The organism is Tuberibacillus calidus DSM 17572 (genome assembly GCF_000430685.1).
Classification (GTDB): Bacteria; Bacillota; Bacilli; order Bacillales; family Sporolactobacillaceae; genus Tuberibacillus; species Tuberibacillus calidus.
Genome location: NZ_AUMM01000017.1, coordinates 19,074 through 38,508, shown reverse-complemented (window position 1 = coordinate 38,508; position 19,435 = coordinate 19,074). Strand labels below are relative to the sequence as shown.

The 19,435-nt window shown below is 43.6% G+C and carries 18 protein-coding genes; 9 read left to right on the top strand and 9 right to left on the bottom strand.

Annotated features, from left to right (window positions below; genetic code table 11):
- Positions 1-43: 43 nt before the first annotated feature.
- The 7 genes from H532_RS17915 (at position 44) to H532_RS0105150 (ending at position 8,639) form a co-directional block, all read left to right on the top strand.
- A complete protein-coding gene (locus tag H532_RS17915; RefSeq protein WP_051263151.1) occupies positions 44-958 on the top strand; it encodes a ComEC/Rec2 family competence protein in 915 nt (304 codons plus the stop codon).
- Positions 959-974: 16 nt separating this feature from the next.
- Positions 975-1,406 carry a CBS domain-containing protein gene (locus tag H532_RS0105175; RefSeq protein WP_027724611.1) on the top strand — a complete coding sequence of 144 codons (432 nt, stop codon included), beginning with the start codon at positions 975-977 and terminating at the stop codon, positions 1,404-1,406.
- A gap of 240 nt (positions 1,407-1,646) precedes the next feature.
- On the top strand, positions 1,647-2,318 hold the full coding sequence (locus H532_RS0105170) for an HAD family hydrolase (RefSeq protein ID WP_027724610.1): 672 nt from the start codon (positions 1,647-1,649) through the stop codon (positions 2,316-2,318).
- A 178-nt stretch (positions 2,319-2,496) separates the two neighbouring features.
- Positions 2,497-4,230, top strand: a complete 1,734-nt coding sequence (locus H532_RS0105165) for a phospho-sugar mutase (RefSeq protein ID WP_027724609.1) — start codon at positions 2,497-2,499, stop codon at positions 4,228-4,230.
- Positions 4,231-5,145: 915 nt separating this feature from the next.
- On the top strand, positions 5,146-6,720 hold the full coding sequence (locus H532_RS0105160) for a peptide chain release factor 3 (protein ID WP_027724608.1): 1,575 nt from the start codon (positions 5,146-5,148) through the stop codon (positions 6,718-6,720).
- Between the two features lie 61 nt (positions 6,721-6,781).
- Positions 6,782-6,967, top strand: coding sequence for a YjzC family protein (locus H532_RS0105155; protein ID WP_027724607.1), 186 nt, complete (start codon positions 6,782-6,784; stop codon positions 6,965-6,967).
- Between the two features lie 355 nt (positions 6,968-7,322).
- Positions 7,323-8,639: a hemolysin family protein gene (locus H532_RS0105150; protein WP_027724606.1), complete on the top strand. Its 1,317-nt coding sequence runs from the start codon at positions 7,323-7,325 to the stop codon at positions 8,637-8,639.
- Between the two features lie 452 nt (positions 8,640-9,091).
- Here H532_RS0105150 and H532_RS0105145 read toward each other — a convergent pair whose 3' ends face one another.
- The 9 genes from H532_RS0105145 to H532_RS0105110 form a co-directional block, all read right to left on the bottom strand.
- Positions 9,092-9,310: a hypothetical protein gene (locus H532_RS0105145; RefSeq protein ID WP_027724605.1), complete on the bottom strand. Its 219-nt coding sequence runs from the start codon at positions 9,308-9,310 to the stop codon at positions 9,092-9,094.
- Between the two features lie 2 nt (positions 9,311-9,312).
- Positions 9,313-10,527, bottom strand: a complete 1,215-nt coding sequence (locus tag H532_RS0105140; protein WP_027724604.1) for a Ger(x)C family spore germination protein — start codon at positions 10,525-10,527, stop codon at positions 9,313-9,315.
- Complete coding sequence (locus tag H532_RS21015) at positions 10,511-10,882, bottom strand: GerAB/ArcD/ProY family transporter (RefSeq protein WP_342662290.1); 372 nt, start codon at positions 10,880-10,882, stop codon at positions 10,511-10,513. Before H532_RS21015 ends, H532_RS0105140 begins: the two co-directional genes overlap by 17 nt.
- 23 nt (positions 10,883-10,905) lie before the next feature.
- Complete coding sequence (locus H532_RS21010) at positions 10,906-11,631, bottom strand: GerAB/ArcD/ProY family transporter (protein WP_342662288.1); 726 nt, start codon at positions 11,629-11,631, stop codon at positions 10,906-10,908.
- 12 nt (positions 11,632-11,643) lie between these two features.
- The gene (locus tag H532_RS0105130) at positions 11,644-13,209 is read right to left on the bottom strand and encodes a spore germination protein (protein WP_027724603.1); all 1,566 of its coding nucleotides are present in this window, start codon (positions 13,207-13,209) and stop codon (positions 11,644-11,646) included.
- 801 nt (positions 13,210-14,010) lie between these two features.
- Entirely contained in the window at positions 14,011-14,760 is a 750-nt protein-coding gene (locus H532_RS0105125; protein WP_027724602.1) for an ABC transporter permease, read from the bottom strand.
- A complete protein-coding gene (locus H532_RS0105120) occupies positions 14,761-15,522 on the bottom strand; it encodes an ABC transporter ATP-binding protein (protein ID WP_027724601.1) in 762 nt (253 codons plus the stop codon).
- A gap of 238 nt (positions 15,523-15,760) precedes the next feature.
- The gene (locus tag H532_RS0105115; protein WP_027724600.1) at positions 15,761-16,093 is read right to left on the bottom strand and encodes a DUF1048 domain-containing protein; all 333 of its coding nucleotides are present in this window, start codon (positions 16,091-16,093) and stop codon (positions 15,761-15,763) included.
- A gap of 14 nt (positions 16,094-16,107) precedes the next feature.
- The gene (locus H532_RS0105110) at positions 16,108-16,434 is read right to left on the bottom strand and encodes a PadR family transcriptional regulator (RefSeq protein ID WP_027724599.1); all 327 of its coding nucleotides are present in this window, start codon (positions 16,432-16,434) and stop codon (positions 16,108-16,110) included.
- Positions 16,435-16,728: 294 nt separating this feature from the next.
- Here H532_RS0105110 and H532_RS0105105 point away from each other — a divergent pair, with 294 nt between their 5' ends.
- The gene (locus tag H532_RS0105105; protein WP_027724598.1) at positions 16,729-17,640 is read left to right on the top strand and encodes a restriction endonuclease; all 912 of its coding nucleotides are present in this window, start codon (positions 16,729-16,731) and stop codon (positions 17,638-17,640) included.
- 219 nt (positions 17,641-17,859) lie between these two features.
- Positions 17,860-19,269 (top strand): SpoVR family protein, encoded by a 1,410-nt coding sequence (locus H532_RS0105100; RefSeq protein ID WP_027724597.1) that lies wholly within the window; start codon positions 17,860-17,862, stop codon positions 19,267-19,269.
- Positions 19,270-19,435: the final 166 nt, after the last annotated feature.

Sequence of the window (19,435 nt, the reverse complement as noted above, 5' to 3'; positions counted from 1 at the left end):
AAGGGTATCCTATAGGTTAAATAAGCCTTTGGAGGAACTTACAATGCATAAAAGGCTCATTGTTTTCATCTTATGCTTGTTGATCATCAGCCCCCATTTAACGGCGGAAGCTAAGGATAAAACAATGGATGTGCATTTTATTGATGTCGGTCAAGCCGACAGCATCCTCATCCAGACGCCGCGCGGGAAAAACTTATTGATTGATGCCGGTGATGAACAGTCCAGCAAAGAACTGGTCGAGTATTTGAAAGTAAGAAACATCAAGACATTGGATGCGCTCATTGCCACGCATCCGCATCATGATCATATCGGTGGGATGAGCCGCATCATGAATGAATTTACCGTCAAAGCTTTTTATATGCCCGATTTGAATCACTACACGAATGCGTTTCGTGATTTGCATAAGGCCGTGAGTAAAAAAGGCATTATGATTTTCAAAGCGAAGGCCGGTGACAAAATAGAAGTTGAATCAGGGATTAAAATTAAAATCATCGCCCCGCTTCGTGGTCATTATGATTCATTAAATGATTATAGTTATGTGATGAAGTTAATTTATAAACAAACATCTTTTCTGTTGATGGCTGACGCTGGCGAACAGAGCGAAACAGCTTTACTCGACCGAGGAGTAAACGTCAAAGCCGATATTATAAAAATTGGCCATCACGGTGCTAATAGCGGGACGACGCTTCCGTTTTTAAAAGAAGTTGATCCCGAAGCTGCCGTCATTTCGGTTGGAAACCGCAATCCGTACGGCTATCCTTCAAAAGCGGTCATCAATCGGTTACGGTATCTTAAGATACCGACTTATCGGACCGATTTATTAGGGACCATTGTTGCCCATTCGGACGGCCATTACGTGTCATTTACGTACGGGAATGAGGAGCTAAAAAATGTCATGCATAAGGTGTCAAAAAAAGGAACGATTGACGGAACGACGAAAGGCCAAACTAAGTTTTGAAAGGGGGCTTTTTTAAATGACACAAAAACTCAGCGATATCATGACGAAAAACGTCATCTCGGTATCACCTGATCAAACGATCGAAGAAGCCGCTCGCCTTATGAGTGAAAATAACGTCGGGTCGCTTCCGGTTGTTGAAAACGGACAACTAAAGGGCATTATTACGGACCGTGACATTACATTGCGTTCCACGGCAAAAGGCGGTAACGAGAAAACGAAAGTGGCCGAATGCATGTCTTCCGGAAACCTTGTGACCGGTACACCGGATATGGATGCAGCCCAAGCCGCTCAAATTATGGCCCAGCACCAAATTCGCCGCCTACCGGTTGTGGATCACAATCAAATGGTTGGTATGGTGTCCCTCGGCGACTTGGCTACCGAAAACGAAACACAGGAAGAGGCGGGTCAAGCCCTCAATACCATTTCAACACCATCCAAACCTCAATAACCGGAAAAAGACCTCCCTAGCGGAGGTCTTTTTCTAATCTGGAAATCCACGGACAAACGGAAAAAATTAGGTTGGGTTAGCCCGAAACGAGCTCAAAATGGGATGAATGTTAGGTTTCGAAGGGAGACCGGGATGGTTTAAAGAAGATTGGGTAATGGCTTTTTTATGGTTAATCATATTTGGAAAACGGGATTAATCTTGTTAAACTTTTAAGTGATGTCGCAAAGAGGGGGACTTCACTTGATTAAAGCACTAGTCTTTGATTTTGATGGCCTGATTTTAGATACCGAAACACTCATGTATAAAGCAACTAAGGAAATTTTTGCAGAATACGGAGCGGAATTGCCCATTGAAATTTGGGCGAATAACGCTGGGACACACGACCCTAACTTTGATTTAATACAAGTGTTGGAAGAACAAACCGGGCGCGCGGTTGATCGCGATGCCTTTTATAAAAAACGCGACCGCTTAGCTTTGGAATACATTGACAAAGCCGATGTTTTACCGGGTATTAGAGCGATTATTGAAACAGCCGATCGATTTGGATTAAAAATCGGTTTGGCTACGAGTTCCGGGGACCATTGGGCCAAGAATCACCTGGAAAGATTAGGTTTGGCACAATATTTTGATGCCTTTGTGCAAGCTAATGACGTTAAAAACGTTAAACCAGATCCCGAATTATATCTTAAAGCGTGCGAAGCGCTTGGTGTTCAGCCGAATGAAGCGATTGCCTTTGAAGATTCGTATCACGGCGCTGTTGCGGCAAAAAAAGCTGGCCTTTATTGCATTGTTGTTCCAAATGAAGTGACCCGAAACCTGGAATTCGAAGGTTATGATCGAAAATTCAACAGCCTTGCAGAAACGAGCCTTGAAAAACTGATTGAGCTTTTTGATACTGGTAAGAAAGCTTAAAATTCTTTCGGCGAAGCTCAAGGGCAACCTTCGCCCGAAAGGTTTCATCGCAGAGCCGAGTTTTCTTTCATAAAAAGGCTCCTAAAAATGCAGTGTCACAGTTCGACAAATGGAAATGACATCATGGAAATAATAGGTTATGATACATGTAAAGACATAATGGAGGGAGAAGAACGGATTGGATTGGAAAGAAAATTATCACCGTTGGAAAGAAAACAGCGGTTTAGATGAACGGTTAAAAACACAGCTAAGGGAGATCGAGCAACATCCATCCCTTATAGAAGACTGTTTCTATAAAAATTTAGAATTCGGAACAGGAGGCATGCGCGGCGAACTCGGACCCGGCACAAACCGCATGAATATCTATACCGTCCGCAAAGCGTCGGCCGGGCTTGCCCAGTACATATTGCAACAAGGGGAGGAGGCAAAGCAACGCGGGGTTGTCATTTCCTATGACTCAAGGCATCAATCCCCGGAATTTGCGATGGAAGCGGCACGGGCGATCGGTTACCATGGCATTAAAACGTATGTGTTTGAATCGCTACACCCGACGCCGGTGCTCTCCTTTGCCGTCCGTCATCTCGGAGCACAAGCGGGCATTATGATTACCGCCAGTCATAACCCCCCTCAGTATAACGGGTATAAGGTGTATAACGAAGACGGCGGACAGCTGCCACCAAAAGAAGCCGATGAGGTCATCCGTTTTGTAAATCAAATGGATGATGAACTGCAAATCCCTGTCGCCGATATCGAAACGTTAAAAGCAAAAGGTTTGCTCGTTATGGTCGGAGAAGATATTGACCGAGCTTATCAGGATAAACTAAAAAGCATCTCGGTTAATCCCGACATGATTCAACAATCAGGTTCTGATCTTAAAATCGTGTTCACCCCCCTTCACGGCACGGCGTACAAGCCGGTCATGGACGGTTTTTCAAACTGGGGGTTTCATAATGTGACGGTTGTTAAAGAGCAAGCCGAGCCCGATCCCAATTTTTCAACGGTGAAGCTTCCGAACCCTGAAGAACATGAGGCGTTTGAACTGGCAATAAAATACGGCACTGAAATCAATGCCGACCTGCTGCTCGGAACCGACCCCGATGCCGACCGCGTCGGTGTGGCTGTAAAAAATAGCGAAGGAAAGTATATTGTATTAACAGGCAACCAAACTGGGGCTATTTTGCTTCATTATCTTTTAACCCAGAAACGTGAAAAAAATCAACTTCCGGAAAACGGCATCGTGTTAAAGACAATCGTGACATCCGAAATTGGCCGCGCCATTGCCGCGAGCTTTAACCTTCCCACCGTCGATACGCTGACCGGTTTCAAGTTTATCGGGGAGAAAATCCACGAATACGAAAAAGCGCAATCCCATACCTTTTTGTTCGGATATGAGGAAAGCTACGGTTATTTAATCGGTGACTTTGTACGAGATAAAGATGCGGTTCAAGCCTGTCTCCTCGCCGCAGAAGCCGCTCTATATTATAAACGTCAAGGGAAAACCTTGTATGAAGCGCTGCTCGATATTTATAAGACGTACGGCTATTACATGGAAGGACTTCAATCTTTAACGCTGAAAGGCATTCAAGGAGCCGAAAAAATAAAAACGATCATGGATACGTTCCGGTCGCATGCCCCGGAAGCCGTGGCCGGTACAGAAGTCGCCATCGTGGAAGATTATCGCTCCGGTGTCCGCCACGTCCGCCAATCCGATACGATGGAAGCCATCGCCTTGCCGTCGTCCAATGTTCTCAAATATATTCTCAATGACGGCACATGGTTTTGCCTGCGGCCATCCGGAACCGAACCGAAAATTAAATTTTACTTCGGCGTTAAAGGGACGTCCATGCATGAAGCCGAGGAAAAACTCACGGCTGTAAAAAAAGACGTCATGGCTTTGGTCAATGAAATATAAGATCGAGGGGCCGCTTTCGGTTGGTCTCTCCAAGTATTAGTAAAATTATAAATAGATCTGCCACAGTGATGTTAAACTGTGGTATTTTTCATACTGGTAAGAAGTGATCAGGACAGCATAAGGGTAACGGTTCACAATTGGACCACGGATCATTTTATTAAAACGGCTATTGGATAAAAGCGTTACATTTGGGAGCGATTCACCCGCCGAAATAATACGCAATCCGAAAAAGCGTATCATTTTACTCGCATTGGGTCGCTGAAATGATAGGCAATCGGCAAAAATCACCTAATAAATGGTAAAATTGTACCTGCTTGAGCAAAAAGCATATCATTTTATGCCGATCCGCTCGCCGAAATAATACCCAATCCGAAAAAGCATATCATTTTATCCGCTTTTGGCTGCTGTAATGATATGCAATCGGCATCGATCACCTAATAAATGGCAAAAAAGCACCTGTTTGAGCAAAAAGCATATCATTTTATGCCGATCCGCTCGCCGAAATAATACGCAATCCGAATAAGCGTATCATTTTACTCGCATTGGGCCGATGAAATGATATGCAATCGGCCACGGTCGCCTACTAAATGGTAAACCAATACCCGTTTGATGAAAAAGCGTTACATTTTGAGCCTGTTCACCCGCCGAAATAATACGCAATCCGAAAAAGCGTATCATTTTACTCGCATTGGGTCGCTGAAATGATACGCAATCAGCCTGGATGACCTACTAAAGGGTAAACCAATTCCCGTTTGATGAAAAAGCGTTACGTTTTGGGAAGTTCGTTCTCTGAAACGTATTACGTTGCCGAAACTCACCAACCCTTTGCTCCTTTGGTTTACTTTAGAAGCCCCGTGTGCTATCTTTTTTCATGAATGACTTTTAATGCAATGGGTTACAGGAAGGAAATATAGAATGGAGAATCTTCTACACGAAGTCAACCGGCGCAGGACATTTGCGATTATCTCTCACCCTGATGCCGGAAAAACGACATTAACAGAGAAACTTTTGCTTCTCGGTGGCGCGATCCGCACTGCCGGAGCCGTTAAATCAAGGAAAGCCGAAAAATTTGCTACCTCTGACTGGATGGAACTTGAAAAACAAAGAGGTATTTCCGTCACGTCGAGTGTGATGCAGTTTGAATATAAGAATTATAAAATCAATATTTTGGATACGCCGGGGCACCAAGATTTTAGCGAAGACACATACCGGACGTTGATGGCGGTCGACAGTGTCGTCATGATTCTCGATGCGGCTAAAGGGGTCGAACCGCAAACCATCAAATTATTTAAAGTTTGCCGGGACCGCGGCATTCCGATCTTTACTTTTATTAATAAATTGGACCGCCAAGGCAAAGAACCCCTGGAGCTTTTTGAGGAAATTGAAGACGTCCTTGGCATTGAGTCAAGCCCTGTCAATTATCCCATCGGCATGGGGCAGACGTTCCGAGGTGTTTACGACCGATTTAATAAAGAAGTCGAACTTTATGACGATAAAAAAGCGCAATCGCGAATTCCCGCCGCAAACCTTGATGAATTGCGTGACGTCCTTTCAGGTTTTGCTGATGAAGGAACGATTAACCAATTGGAAGAAGATTTATTGTTAATTGAAGAAGCCGGCAACCCGTTTGATCTAGAAGCTGTCAAAGCGGGAAAACAGACACCCGTCTTTTTCGGGAGTGCCATCTCAAGTTTTGGCGTGCCCTCTTTTCTGGAACATTTCTTGGAATTGGCGCCTCCGCCCGCCGGAAGAGAAACAAGTAATGGGTCGGTTCAGCCGACAGATCCTGACTTCTCCGGTTTTGTTTTTAAAATCCAAGCGAACATGAACCCGGCGCATCGGGATCGTGTCGCTTTTATCCGCATCTGTTCGGGAAAATTTGAAAAAGGCCTGGAAACGTGGCTTGACCGCACGGGTAAATCCGTTAAATTATCACAGCCGCAGCAATTTTTTGCGGACAGCAGGGAAATGATTGAGGAAGCCTACGCTGGGGACATCATCGGCATTTATGACCCTGGGATTTACCAAATTGGCGATACGCTTTGCGCGACGAAAAATACGTTTAACTTCGGAAAACTTCCGACGTTCCCACCCGAACATTTTGCGAAAGTCCGGCCGAAAACAGCGCTGAAACAAAAGCATTTCCTTAAAGGCATGACGCAGTTGGCGCAGGAAGGGGCCATCCAAATTTATAAAACAGAACACTTCGAAGAGTACATTTTAGGCGTTGTCGGCCAGCTCCAATTCGATGTGTTCATTTACCGCATGGAAGGCGAATACAATGTGGCCTTGGACTTTCAACCGCTGTCGTTCAGACTTGCCCGGTGGCTCGTCGACAACGAGATTCCGCGGGATGCCTTAAGAAGCACGACGAATTTGGTCGTATTTGATACTAAAGAACGCCCGGTTATCCTTTTTGAAAATGAATTTGCCTTAAATTGGTTCCAGCAGAAAAATCCCGATGTGAAATTAGCGGAAACCGCATTGTAAGATGAGTTATGATTCACCCCTTTTCGCGCAAACTAAGATTGTGCGAAAGGGGTGTATGAGTATGGGAGAACAAACGCGTTTTCATCCTGGTGACAAAGTCCCGAATGACGGTTTGTATATGGAAATCGGTGAAACGGGGAATAGCGTGGAAACGCCCGCTATTTTGGATTTAAAAGCTGGCGAAGAATTCCCGACTTGCGCGAACCAAGATCGCGTCTGGATTCGCGTGCCTAAAAAGATGCGTTAGAGTACAAGTTAGGGACAAAATTGTTAGCTTGAGTCCCAAAAATAACCCTGTATCACGATAAATGAGGTACGGGGTTATTGGTTTTATTATGACTTTATTTAAGTGAGGACTAATTTTTGGGGGTTCAGACTATGCCCCCGCCCCTTTGACGAGTGACATAATGATAAGCCCACATACAACTTCTTGCGATTCCCCCTCGCTTGCCTCATCCTCTAAGCTTGGTGGGAGTACGCCTGTCAACTTCAATTATCATTATGCTATAATAAAAGTATTAGCTAGCGGCTTGAATCTTTTTGAGGAGGTGGACGAGGTTTTCGCTTCATAGAGGGGAAACCCTCATGCGTAAACCTTGATCTTGAGTATTGTCAATTTAATTTGGATTATCGTTCTCATTGCAATCAGCGCCTACTTTGTCGCCGCTGAGTTTGCGATTATTAGGGTCAGAAAGACAAGAATTGATCAACTCGCTTTGGATGGCAATCGAAACGCGATGGCCGCACAAAAAATTCTAAACGATTTGGACGGCTATTTATCGACGACGCAATTAGGCATTACGATTGTGTCTTTGATCATCGGCTGGATTGGGGAGCCAACGGTCGAGCATGTATTAGCGCCTGTTTTTCATTGGTTGCATGTACCCGAGGCCGTGGCAACGGGGCTATCTGTCATCATCGCATTTCTTGTAATTACATATTTCCATGTCGTTTTAGGGGAGCTCATGCCAAAATCGATAGCCATCCAGAAGGCGGAGGCGTTATGTCTTTTTATCGCCCGTCCATTAACCATTTTTCATACGATCAGTTATCCGTTCGTTTGGTTGCTTAACGGAAGTTCACGGCTGTTTGTTAGACTCTTTGGCATGTCGCCGGCGGGGGAAGGGGAAACCGCGCATTCGGAAGAAGAATTGCGGATGATCCTTTCCGAAAGTTTTCAAAGCGGTGAGATTAATCGGACGGAAATGGAGTATGTGAACAATATCTTTGATTTTGACGAACGCGTCGCCAAAGAAGTGATGACGCCGCGGACCGAAATCGCTTGCCTCTACTTGGATCATACGATTGAGGAAAACTTAGAGATCTTAAAGGAAGAAAAGTACACGCGCTACCCGGTGGCTGATGGGGACAAAGATCATATCATCGGTTATGTGAATATCAAGGACGTTTTTGTCGATTATTTGCACGGAAATAGGAAGAAGATCAAGGATTTCATCCGTCCCGTGACGGTTGCGATGGAGAACACGCCGGTGAATGAAGTACTGAAAAAAATGCAGGCAAATAAAAGCCACATGACGATTATCATCGATGAATACGGCGGCACGGCGGGTCTTGTTACCATTGAGGACATTCTTGAGGAGATCGTCGGGGAAATTCGTGACGAATTTGATGTGGAAGAGGTACCGGACATTCGCAGTGTGAATGAAAATACGATGATCATTGACGGTAAAGTCCTCGTCTCCGATATTAACGATATGTTCGGTTTGGATTTGGATGACACCAACATCGATACGATCGGCGGTTGGATTTTAAGCAAGGATGTCGACGCCGTCAAGGGAACCATCATTCAATATGATCAATATCAATTTACAGTCGTTAAAATGGAAGGCCACCAAATTAAAGAGATTGCGGTCAACAAAATTGATAAGAAAAAAGCGGCAAAGGAAACCAATGATTGACAGCTGTTCTTTCGGGTTTTTCCTACTTGCCAAAAAATGTGTTTGATAAATGCAATTTTAACCTGAAATCCAGCGTCCTTTTACTAGGCGTTGGATTTTTTTCATACTGTTAATAATGTATAGCCATTTTCATCCCAGCATAAAGGTAACTAAGACCCCGCCTTCGTCCAAAGGACTTGCCAGAGCGGCGTTTTCTTTATTGATACGACCAAAATAAAGCGCGACGACTACGAGAACGGTTTAGGAACCTTTAATCAAGTACTACTATCGGGCTGTATGTAAGGCGCCATTCTTCGGTCCCAACGCATTTGCGCGACGTTTTTAGGCTTCCAACACGGGATAACGTTGCGCAAAAGGGACTTTAAATTGGAACGATCAGCAGTATGTCACTCATCTAAGAAGATCGGTCGTACGCCCGGTTTTTCAAAGCAGACTCAAGTTTTCATTATCAATCAACGAAAGCCGAGCCATTTAAAGATCGCAGTGATGAAATAGTCCGGCCCGGGTATGTTAGGGAAAAACACGAGCATGGCCGATAGAAGCCAACCGAACATGAGCAAGATGACCACCGCAATTTTTTCTTTCTTTTGGTCGGCTTTTAATCTTGGCAACTGAAAGAGAAAAATCAACAACACGCATACCGTAATACCGAAGAGCATCGCCCATTTCATGGTTATCGACCCACTTCCCGATTCATTTTTGACGGAATAGTTGTCGTACCGGGCCTTTTGATGTTTGCATCGACAATAATTTTGACATCGACCTGTGGGAAGATCTCATCCCACTGGGATACATTTCTCTCCCAGATAGCAGGATAGCGGCGGTGAAATGCTCCAGCAAAATTTAAAATATCTGCGTTCATTTTCTGGGACTGATCGACCGCTGCGCGAATCCTTTTGGTAATTTCCCGGCTGAGTAAGTGTTCTAACATTTTAATATTTTTTGGGTCCGTAGTGTCTAGGGTTGTTTCATTTTGCGAGATGTCATCTTGCGTCACCGCTTTTAATGTCATTTTCCAACGTCCATTTTCGATTTTCGGTATCAGTTGCGAATGAACCCGCAATAATTGCAAAGAAATATACCCTTCCGTTTTCGGGGGTTTTATACTAACAACCGCTAACTTCACTTCGTTCCGGAGCCAGAGGATCCCCCTTGAAACCTTTGTGTTGATCTTTCCGATCATTTTGTCATTTTTAAATACGGCTGACCCTGTAATATCAGCAATCGTCTGATTATCGGAGCTGCCTCCCTCTGGTGGCAAAATCTCAATATAGGGTATGGCCGCCGCGCCAGAATCCTTTAAAAGCATTTCCGAGAGGTCTTTTGCCGTCACATCCATGCCAATCTTTAATTTCGACAATTCCAGAAGCACTTTGGATATGTCTCGCTCCAGCGGCGGGTTAAGGGCTAAGACCTCTTTTGCTGGTTGCTTACTTATGAATATATGGGCGTTTTCACGTACCTCCGGATAGCGAAGAATGAAATCTATTTGTGATCGAATATCCTTTTTTGCCAGTTCTTCTCCAAGAATGATGGCATTGGCATGTCCCCAGAATAAACGGCGGGGAAATTTTTGTTGAAGTTTGGACATGGCATCGGCGATGGTTACCCCTTCTGCGGATCTCACAACCTCTTGTTGGCCGCTGTTTGGTCCGACTTCACCTCCCATGGACGACTGTTGACTGCTGCTTGCGCTTTTTGGGGCAAATACCGCAACGGTTAACTCTAGGGTATCATCAGAACTCTGGTCGATGCCGGCGGCTGTGATGATGGCCAAGTCATTCACCTCGGTACGATCCCAACAGCCTGTCAATAAAAAGAGAGAAAGAAAACACAATAAAGTGAGAACGGTTTTTCTTTGTTTGAAAAACTTACGCGTTTTGTGCATGTGTGTTCCCCCTTTTACTTCCCTTAACTTTTTTGCGTACCCACAGGATGCCCAGTAAAATAAGGGGAATAAAAGTTTGGGGAACGATCAAATAAATGGCTTCGTAAGTGCTCAGGAAGTGCACCATTTCCAGTAAATTAGGGGTAGACCAAATGCTGACGACGATCAATAAAAAACCGATGGGAAGAATAATGGGCCGAAAATCGGATAAATTCAACCATTGAGCCATCCCGAGCACGATGACATAGTAAAACATGGAAATTTTAATAAACGTGCTAGCAACCCAAATGGCCATAATTATGGCCTCAAGGTGCTCTAAGAATTCCGCGATGCTAATATATCGGACGGCGTTCATCACTGGATATGTGAAAAACTCCGTTAGGGGGCCAAAAGCATATATGTTACGAGATTTGCGATCACCATGATCAAAACGATGCTGAACACGCAAATCATTCCCCACTTCAAGCCTTTTTGTTGTTGTTTTAAATAAGGGAGCATGAAACTGATGAGAAACATCTCGGAGAACCAGCCAGAAGGGGTGTATGCCCCCATTAAGGCCGGCATGGGTCCCCTTTCGAATACAGGTAAAATTTCTAGGAAATCCAAATCTTTAAGCAACATAATAACGACAAGAATGAAAAACAGGCCAACAACCGGTAAAATGATTTGCGAGGTTCTTCCGATGACCTCCAACCCACCGTAAACGGCCGATGCACAGACAAGCACCATTGAGACCATCACTACAACCAATGGGGTCTGATGCAAAAAATTCCCCACAACAAATTGACCGTATTCTTGGATAATAATCCCCGTCTGGTGAAGGTAGTAAATGAGATAAAATATACCGATCACTTTTCCCGGAATCTTGCCAATGATATCCGTGCAATACTCTATAAAAGTTTTTTCGGGAAAGTTTTTGTTTAATTGAAAAATGATAAAAACCGTGAAAAACCCTATGAGGGAAGCTAAAATCGGTGATATCCACAGATCCTGTTTGGCGTATTTTGCTGTAATGGCCGGAACGAGCAAAACGGCAGTCGCCGTGATGGTTGGATTCATGATCATCGTCATTTGAAGCGGAGAAATTCTTCCTTTTTCAAGCATTGCTCTCACCTCCTACTCAGTGCCTTTAGTGGGACTGGGCTTTTGATGGGGTGCTTGGCGATTTTTATTATATTTGCCTGTAAGGTGCGGACGTCTCCGAAATGCCCACAACGGCATGCGTAATAAGCTGTCTTTCATGGCGCTTGCATCCATGGGGGCCATGGGCGAGAGATATGGTACACCAAATGAACGGATCGTACTCAAATGGACAATGATGGCGATCAGCCCAAGCATGATACCCAGCAATCCGAGAGTTCCGGCCAAAAATATCATAGGGAACCGAAGCATCCTAAACGCGATGGCCGCATTATATCGCGGGATCGAAAAAGAAGCGATACCCGTAATGGCGACAACCATGACCATCGGTGCCGAAACCAATCCAGAGTTGACCGCCGCATCTCCAATGACCAAAGCTCCGACAATGCTAACGGCGGATCCTACTTGTTTCGGAAGCCTGAGTCCTGCTTCCCGCAAAACTTCAAAAGTGATTTCCATAATTAGCGCCTCCACCAGAGCCGGGAAAGGCACTTCTTCTCGAGATTTCGCAACTGTCAGAAGAAGCGTCGTCGGTACCATCTCCTGATGGAAAGTTAAAATAGCGACATAAAAAGAAGGTAATGTCAACGCAATTAATAAAAAAACATACCTCAGCCAACGTAACATTGTTCCGATCAAAAAACGCTCGTAATAATCCTCGGGTGACTGCAACAATGAATAGAGGGTGACCGGAACAATTAAGGCAAAAGGGGTGCCGTCAATTAAAATGGCCGCCCTGCCCTCAAGGAGATTGGCCGCAGCAACATCGGGCCGTTCGGTTGTTAAGACTTGCGGAAAGGGCGAATAGGGATGATCTTCAATGAATTCCTCGATATAGCCGCTTTCCAGGACACCATCAATATCAATGCGCTTGAGTCGGTTCGTGATTTCCTCGATCAGCGTTCGGTCGACGATGCCTTCGATATAGGCGATCATCACTTGTGTCTTCGTTTCTTTTCCGATATTCAGGGACTTCATTTTTAGGTTAGGACTTTTAATTTTCCGTCGTAACATGGACGTGTTGATCATTAATGTTTCAATAAAACCTTCACGAGGACCACGCACGACCGATTCAGCTGTGGGTTCTTCAATGGACCGTTTCTCCCATTTGGCCAATCCGACAGCAATCCCGATCGAGTTTTGATCAACGAGAACCACTGGATTGCCGGATGATATTTGTTCCACAGCTTCTTTAATAGTATGAACCTCTTTTATTCCGGAAATCGTTAATTTTTCTTCTATAATAGCTTTGACATTTGCTGGAACGGTGAATGTCTGTTCCATCAGTGGAGACAGCACGCTGTCATCGATTTCTTCATAATCCGAGAGCCCTTGGATATAAATGAGTGCTGCCTTACTTGAATGGCCGATTAAAAACGGGCGAAAGATCACATCCGCGCAGTTGGAGTAAATAGACTTTAACTTCTCTAAGTTATCCTCTAAGGAGGACGACAAGGCATCGGGCCCGAGGTTCGTGTCAATTTTTTCCTCAATGTGCGTTCGTTTCTTCTTTTTTGGTGGTTTTTTAATAAATCGAACCATCACAAGATCCCTAGTCCTTACTCTAGATATTGATCAGTCGTTAAAAACAAGTCACGGACTTTAACAGGATTAACAATGAATGAACGTAATATTCTATAAATCACCAGTTTTTTTGTATTAATAAGTAAGTTTTTCTTAGTGAATGGAAAGCGATTGCTCTAGCTTATCTAAAAAGATAGGCACTGTTAGATAACACGTTCAGAAAAAGCAAAATCAAAGCTCCGCCTTCCTTGGCGGAACCGAGTGTCTTTTATGAAGTTTACATGAACGGAATGAGCTTGAAACTTAAACATTCTGCTGCGTTTTTTCCAGATTACGGAGCATGTGTGTATTTTCGGGGCTCTCTCTACTGAAAAATGCGCATAAATCCTGTTTTTGCGCATTTTCGTGCTCGTTCTGCCTTAATTTTGCGCATATGCTCCAATTTTTTACAGATTTAGTTGCATTTCTTCCAGATTATGGAGCGTTTGCGCATTTTCGGGGCTCTCTCTACTGAAAAATGTGCATAAATGCCGTTTTTGCGCATTTTCGTGCTTGTTCTGCCTTAATTTTGCGCATATGCTCCAGTTTTTTACAGATTTAGTTGCATTTCTTCCAGATTATGGAGCGTTTGCGCATTTTCGGGGCTCTCTCTACTGAAAAATGTGCATAAATGCCGTTTTTGCGCATTTTCGTGCTTGTTCTGCCTTAATTTTGCGCATATGCTCCAGTTTTTTACAAATTTAGTTGTCGTTTAAGGATTGGCTTATTTAATATCTATATCCCTAAACAACAAAGGACAGCGATTAGCTAATGATTTAATTACCCTAATTGGTGTTTAAATACTTTGCTAGCGATGATGTAGGCCATGATCATGATGCCAACGCACCAGGCAAGCGCCATCCAAATACTGTTGCCGACAGTCCCTTCATATAAGAGGGCACGAATGGCATTCACAATGGAAGTCACGGGCTGGTTTTCAGCGAAGACACGAACAAGTTTTGGCATTGTTTCGGTAGGGACAAAAGCTGAACTAATAAACGGTAGAAAAATCAACGGGTATGAGTAGGCTGTGGCACCTTCCATCGATCCTGCAGTCAATCCGGGAATGACAGCAAGCCAGGTCAAAGCTATGGTAAACAACCCAAGTATCCCAACCACCGCAAGCCAATCCAAAAGATCCGCGCTCGGACGGAACCCGATTAAAAAGGCGACGAGCATGACGATCACAATGGTAAGCGCATTGGAAACCAGCGAAGTGAATACATGCGCCCATAATATTGATGAGCGCTTGATCGGCATGGTAAAGAAACGCGCCATCAGCCCACTTTTTACATCATTAAATAACCGCAAGGACGTATAAGCGACACCGGAGGCGATCGTGATTAACAAGATTCCTGGCAATAAGTAGTTGACGTAGTTGTTGGTGCCTGTCTTTATCGCCCCGCCAAATACATAGACAAAGAGAAGCATCATCATAATCGGTGTAATCGCTACCGTAATGATCGTATCTGGGCTGCGTAGAATATTGCGCAACAAACGGCCAAGTAAAACCCCTGTTTTGTTTTTCATTTATATTTCCCCCTTTTTGCTGATGATCGCAAGAAAAATTTCCTCTAATGTTGGCTGCTTCTCAACGTATTCTACTTTCGCCGGCGGGAACATTTGTTTAAGTTCGGCAAGTGTACCCGTTGTGATGATTCGGCCGCCATGTAGGATGGCGACACGGTCCGCCAGGTGCTCGGCTTCCTCCAGGTACTGGGTCGTTAGCAAAATGGTCGTGCCACGACCTGCAAGTTCCTTGATGGTATTCCAGATTTCTGTCCGCGCTTCAGGATCAAGCCCGGTTGACGGTTCATCGAGAAAAATGACGGCTGGATTCCCGAGGAGGCTCATGGCGATGTCAAGCCGCCGCTTCATCCCGCCAGAATATTTGTCTGCCCGGCGGTTCGCTGCGTCTCGTAGACCGAACCTTTCAAGCAATTGATCGGCGACTTGAGCGGGACTCGAAACGCCCCTTAACTTTGCAATCATCATCAGGTTTTCCCGCCCGGTGAGCATCCCATCTAATGCCGAGAACTGCCCCGTCAAGCTGATGTTTTGGCGAACATGGTCAGGCTGAAGCTTTACATCGAAGCCACAAATACTTATTTCACCGCTATCGGGCTTCATGAGTGTCGAGAGGATATTCACCGTCGTCGTCTTTCCCGCCCCGTTTGAACCGAGAAGAGCGAAAATTTCACCACGCCGTACCTCAAAATCGACGCCCTTTAAAACTTCCTTATCTCTGAAGGCTTTTTTTAATCCTTTTACTGAAATCGCAATTTGACTCATGCTTTTTACCTCCTTTGTAAAAGCACATCTACTAAGTCTGACTAATAATCTGTATTACTTAGTACTGGAGTAAAAAAATAAAACTGAATAGTGAAGATGGAGCCTTTCCATTTGTGTTTAGCTATTCAGTCTTAATCATCTAAGTGAATTGACTTTATTCCCAATTTGATTCACTTCTTGAGGCTTATTGACACACTTTCAGCGTTTGTGAAACGTTCGTCAATAAGGCAAAATTCTACTATTTTATGGAGTCGTTGAGTTTTTGCCGTTGCTTATCAAACCACGATTTGGCATCACTGACAAGATCATCACAGAAAGCGGCGACGTCATCGCCAGTCACTTCTTTAACGCGCTTCCCTTCAGCTGCCGCTTCTTCCAGAAGGTCGATGAGGTGATTGAAGACGAATTTCGTTTCTTGCCAATCCATCACGCCGCCAGTGTTCCAGAGATATTTTTGCATGGCTTTGTATGCTTTGTGATAATCGCTCGGGAGTGCCTTCGCCCGGGCTTCCATCGCTCTCCATTCTCGCTTGTCTTCAAGGCTTCCAATAATTTTTTCAATAAGATTCATTTTACTTCTCTCCCTTAGAAAGTCATCTTTTTGAGTTCATTGATTTTACTTGAAAGAAAGTTCCACTTTCTCCAAAAAAGTTTAAGTTGCTCTTGTCCGGCTGCGTTGAGTGTGTAAAATTTTCTTGGTGGACCCATAGTCGAAGGTTTTTTCTCTACGTTCACCAGATGGTTTTTCTCAAGCCGCATGGTAATGGTGTAGACTGTGCCTTCAACGACATCTGTGAAACCAAGCTCGCGCAGCCGCTTTGTGATCTCATAACCGTAAGTTTCCCCGCGGCTGATGATCTCAAGCACACAACCTTCAAGTACCCCTTTTAGCATTTCCGTAATATTTTCCAAAATACCACCTCACTCGTAATCAACCTTGTTAAAACCAAAGGTATTTTGTGTGACTGATACTCAGTAATACTAACTACTAGTACATAGTATGACAGAATAGCATTGTTTGTCAAGAGTAAATTAGCTCTTTTTACTAATGACGGATTGGGATGACAAGAATATGAGTGGATCAGATAATATGTGAGGCTTTTTTTGGAAATCCAATTTTTGAATTTTTTGATACCCCACCTTCATTAACAGTATAATTACAATAAATAAGTAAGATTAATAAAAATTTTAAGGAGGAGAGGAAACATGACTATACCAAATTACCAAAAATTTATGTTGCCTTTCATGGAAATACTTGGTGATCAACGGGAACATAATTTACAAGAAATTTACGAAAAACTCTCAGATTATTTTAATTTATCACCTGAAGATAAACAGGAACGTTTACCGAGTGGCAGACAATTGAAGTTCCAAAATCGTATTGGGTGGGCTCGTACATATTTAAAAAAGGCAGGATTATTGAAACACTCAGGCAGGGGGAAGTTTATTATTACTCCGCGCGGACTAGAGGTCTTAAAAGAAAAGCCGAAAGAAATTAATGTAAAGTACCTAGAAAGATTTGAGGAATTTTTGGAATTTCGTAATCCGAACAATCCGGTTTTAAATGGGTTGGAAACAACTCCTGAAAGTGAAAAAAATCAAACCCCAGAAGAAATATTAGAAAACAGTTATCAAGATTTAAAAAGTGATTTGATGGGGGAGTTGCTTGAAACGGTTAAAAACTGTTCTGCAAATTTTTTTGAAAAACTTGTCATTGATCTGCTTGTATCAATGGGGTACGGAGGATCTCGAATTGATGCGGGTCAAGCCATTGGTAAAAGCGGTGATGAAGGTATTGATGGGATCATTAAAGAGGATAAATTAGGATTAGACGTTGTTTATGTTCAAGCTAAAAGGTGGCAAAATCCTGTTGGACGACCAGTAGTACAAGCATTTGCAGGTAGTCTTGAAGGTCAAAGAGCACGGAAAGGTATATTAATTACTACCTCAAGATTTACTGAAGAAGCATTAGAATATGTCAAAAAGATCGAGAAAAAGATTGTTCTAATTGATGGAAAAAAGCTAGCTGAATTAATGATTGATTTTAATGTAGGTGTATCCCCAAAAGCGGAATATGTCGTAAAGGTTATTGACACTGATTACTTTGAAGAAGGCTAATATTGGTAGATTGTAAGATTACATATTTTTTATAGGCTTTTTGGTGTGATTAAAACAAATGTAGGATGAGTTTATAGTTGGGCACAATTTTTATCGTGCCTTTTTCTTTTGGGGTTATTATGACGTGTTAGTCAATGAAAGAAGAACCGGCCTGGCCACTCATTCATACACTGTTTAAAACATACATTTTTCTAAGGCATTCAAATAAGGAGTGGTTTCATGAAGCCAGAGGAATTAAAGGAACTCGACCGAGCCATTGATGAAATCACGGAAATTGCCAAAGGGTTTGGTTTAGATTTTTACCCGATGCGTTTTGAAATTTGTCCAGCGGATATTATTTATACTTTCGGTGCTTATGGGATGCCAACACGCTTTTCCCACTGGAGTTTCGGCAAGCAGTATCACCGAATGAAATTGCAATACGATCTTGGCCTCAGCAAAATTTATGAACTCGTCATCAATTCTGACCCGTGTTATGCCTTTTTACTGAATACGAACAGCCTCGTCCAGAATAAAATGATCGTCGCCCATGTCCTCGCCCATTGCGACTTTTTCAAAAACAACGTCCGCTTTTCGAATACCCGCCGTGATATGGTGGAAAGCATGGCGGCAACCGCTGAGCGCATCAAACATTATGAAGAGGAATTCGGTTTGCGGGAAGTCGAATCTTTCATTGATGCTGTTCTTTCCATCGAAGAACATATCGATCCGACGTTAATTAAGCCGCGGAAAAAGGAAGAGGATGAAAATAAAAAAGCAAAGAGAAGCCGCAGACTGGGAGAATATGATGATTTACTGAATCTGGATAAAAAGGATGAAGAGAAACTGCCGGCGGTTGTGACGAAACGCTTTCCGGAAAAACCGGAAAAAGATTTGCTTCTCTTTATTGAGGAACATAGCCGTGAGCTCACGGACTGGCAGCGCGACATCCTGACCATGCTGCGCGAAGAAATGCTGTACTTCTGGCCGCAGCTTGAGACGAAAATCATGAATGAAGGCTGGGCGACGTATTGGCATATGCGTATCATGCGCGAGCTGGATTTAACCTCTGGGGAATCCATTGAATTTGCGAAATTAAACGCCAATGTCGTTCAACCGGGGGGAAGTCAGATCAATCCTTATTATTTAGGTGTTAAAATCTTTGAAGATATTGAAAGGCGGTACGACAATCCGGATGAGGAAATGCGTCGGCTCGGAGTGAAGCCCGGCTCCGGCAGAGAGAAAATCTTTGAAGTCCGGGAACTTGAATCCGACCAATCATTTATTCGAAATTACCTTACAAAAGAACTTGTCGAAGAAGAAGACTTGTTTCTTTATAAACGTGAAGGTAATGAGGTTCGCGTCACGAATAAAGATTTTGAGAAAATCCGTGATGAAATCGTGCAATCCCGCGTTAACGGCGGTTTTCCGGTAATCGTCGTGGAAGACGGCGATTATATGAAAGCAGGGGAATTATATCTCAAGCATCTTTATGAAGGCATCCCCCTTGACACCAATCACTTGGAAAAAGTGCTCCCATACATTTATCAACTGTGGGGGAGAACCGTCCATCTGGAGACCGTCTTGGAAGACCATCCAACACTGTTTACGTATGACGGGTCAAGGGTAACAAGAAAAAGGGTGGATTAAATAAAAATAGATAAACCAACAGCTTGGGGTTCCAAGTTGTTGGTTTTATTATTATTTGTGATCTTCTTAACATTACTTTTAATTTTTTTATAAACCAAGCGTATTTTTAAATTGGAGTTAATAAATATGAAAAATCTTTTTAAAACAAAGCCAGGGCTTTGTATTG

Excerpts from the sequence above, each read along its gene's own strand:
- H532_RS21010 (WP_342662288.1), bottom strand. The coding sequence starts at position 11,631 with ATGCTTGAAAAAGGAAGAATTTCTCCGCTTCAAATGACGATGATCATG.
- H532_RS0105105 (WP_027724598.1), top strand. The coding sequence starts at position 16,729 with ATGACTATACCAAATTACCAAAAATTTATGTTGCCTTTCATGGAAATA.
- H532_RS0105175 (WP_027724611.1), top strand. The coding sequence starts at position 975 with ATGACACAAAAACTCAGCGATATCATGACGAAAAACGTCATCTCGGTA.
- H532_RS0105140 (WP_027724604.1), bottom strand. The coding sequence starts at position 10,527 with ATGCACAAAACGCGTAAGTTTTTCAAACAAAGAAAAACCGTTCTCACT.
- H532_RS0105100 (WP_027724597.1), top strand. The coding sequence starts at position 17,860 with ATGAAGCCAGAGGAATTAAAGGAACTCGACCGAGCCATTGATGAAATC.
- H532_RS21015 (WP_342662290.1), bottom strand. The coding sequence starts at position 10,882 with ATGAACGCCGTCCGATATATTAGCATCGCGGAATTCTTAGAGCACCTT.
- H532_RS0105130 (WP_027724603.1), bottom strand. The coding sequence starts at position 13,209 with ATGGTTCGATTTATTAAAAAACCACCAAAAAAGAAGAAACGAACGCAC.
- H532_RS0105155 (WP_027724607.1), top strand. The coding sequence starts at position 6,782 with ATGGGAGAACAAACGCGTTTTCATCCTGGTGACAAAGTCCCGAATGAC.
- H532_RS17915 (WP_051263151.1), top strand. The coding sequence starts at position 44 with ATGCATAAAAGGCTCATTGTTTTCATCTTATGCTTGTTGATCATCAGC.
- H532_RS0105145 (WP_027724605.1), bottom strand. The coding sequence starts at position 9,310 with ATGAAATGGGCGATGCTCTTCGGTATTACGGTATGCGTGTTGTTGATT.
- H532_RS0105115 (WP_027724600.1), bottom strand. The coding sequence starts at position 16,093 with ATGAATCTTATTGAAAAAATTATTGGAAGCCTTGAAGACAAGCGAGAA.
- H532_RS0105160 (WP_027724608.1), top strand. The coding sequence starts at position 5,146 with ATGGAGAATCTTCTACACGAAGTCAACCGGCGCAGGACATTTGCGATT.
- H532_RS0105125 (WP_027724602.1), bottom strand. The coding sequence starts at position 14,760 with ATGAAAAACAAAACAGGGGTTTTACTTGGCCGTTTGTTGCGCAATATT.
- H532_RS0105120 (WP_027724601.1), bottom strand. The coding sequence starts at position 15,522 with ATGAGTCAAATTGCGATTTCAGTAAAAGGATTAAAAAAAGCCTTCAGA.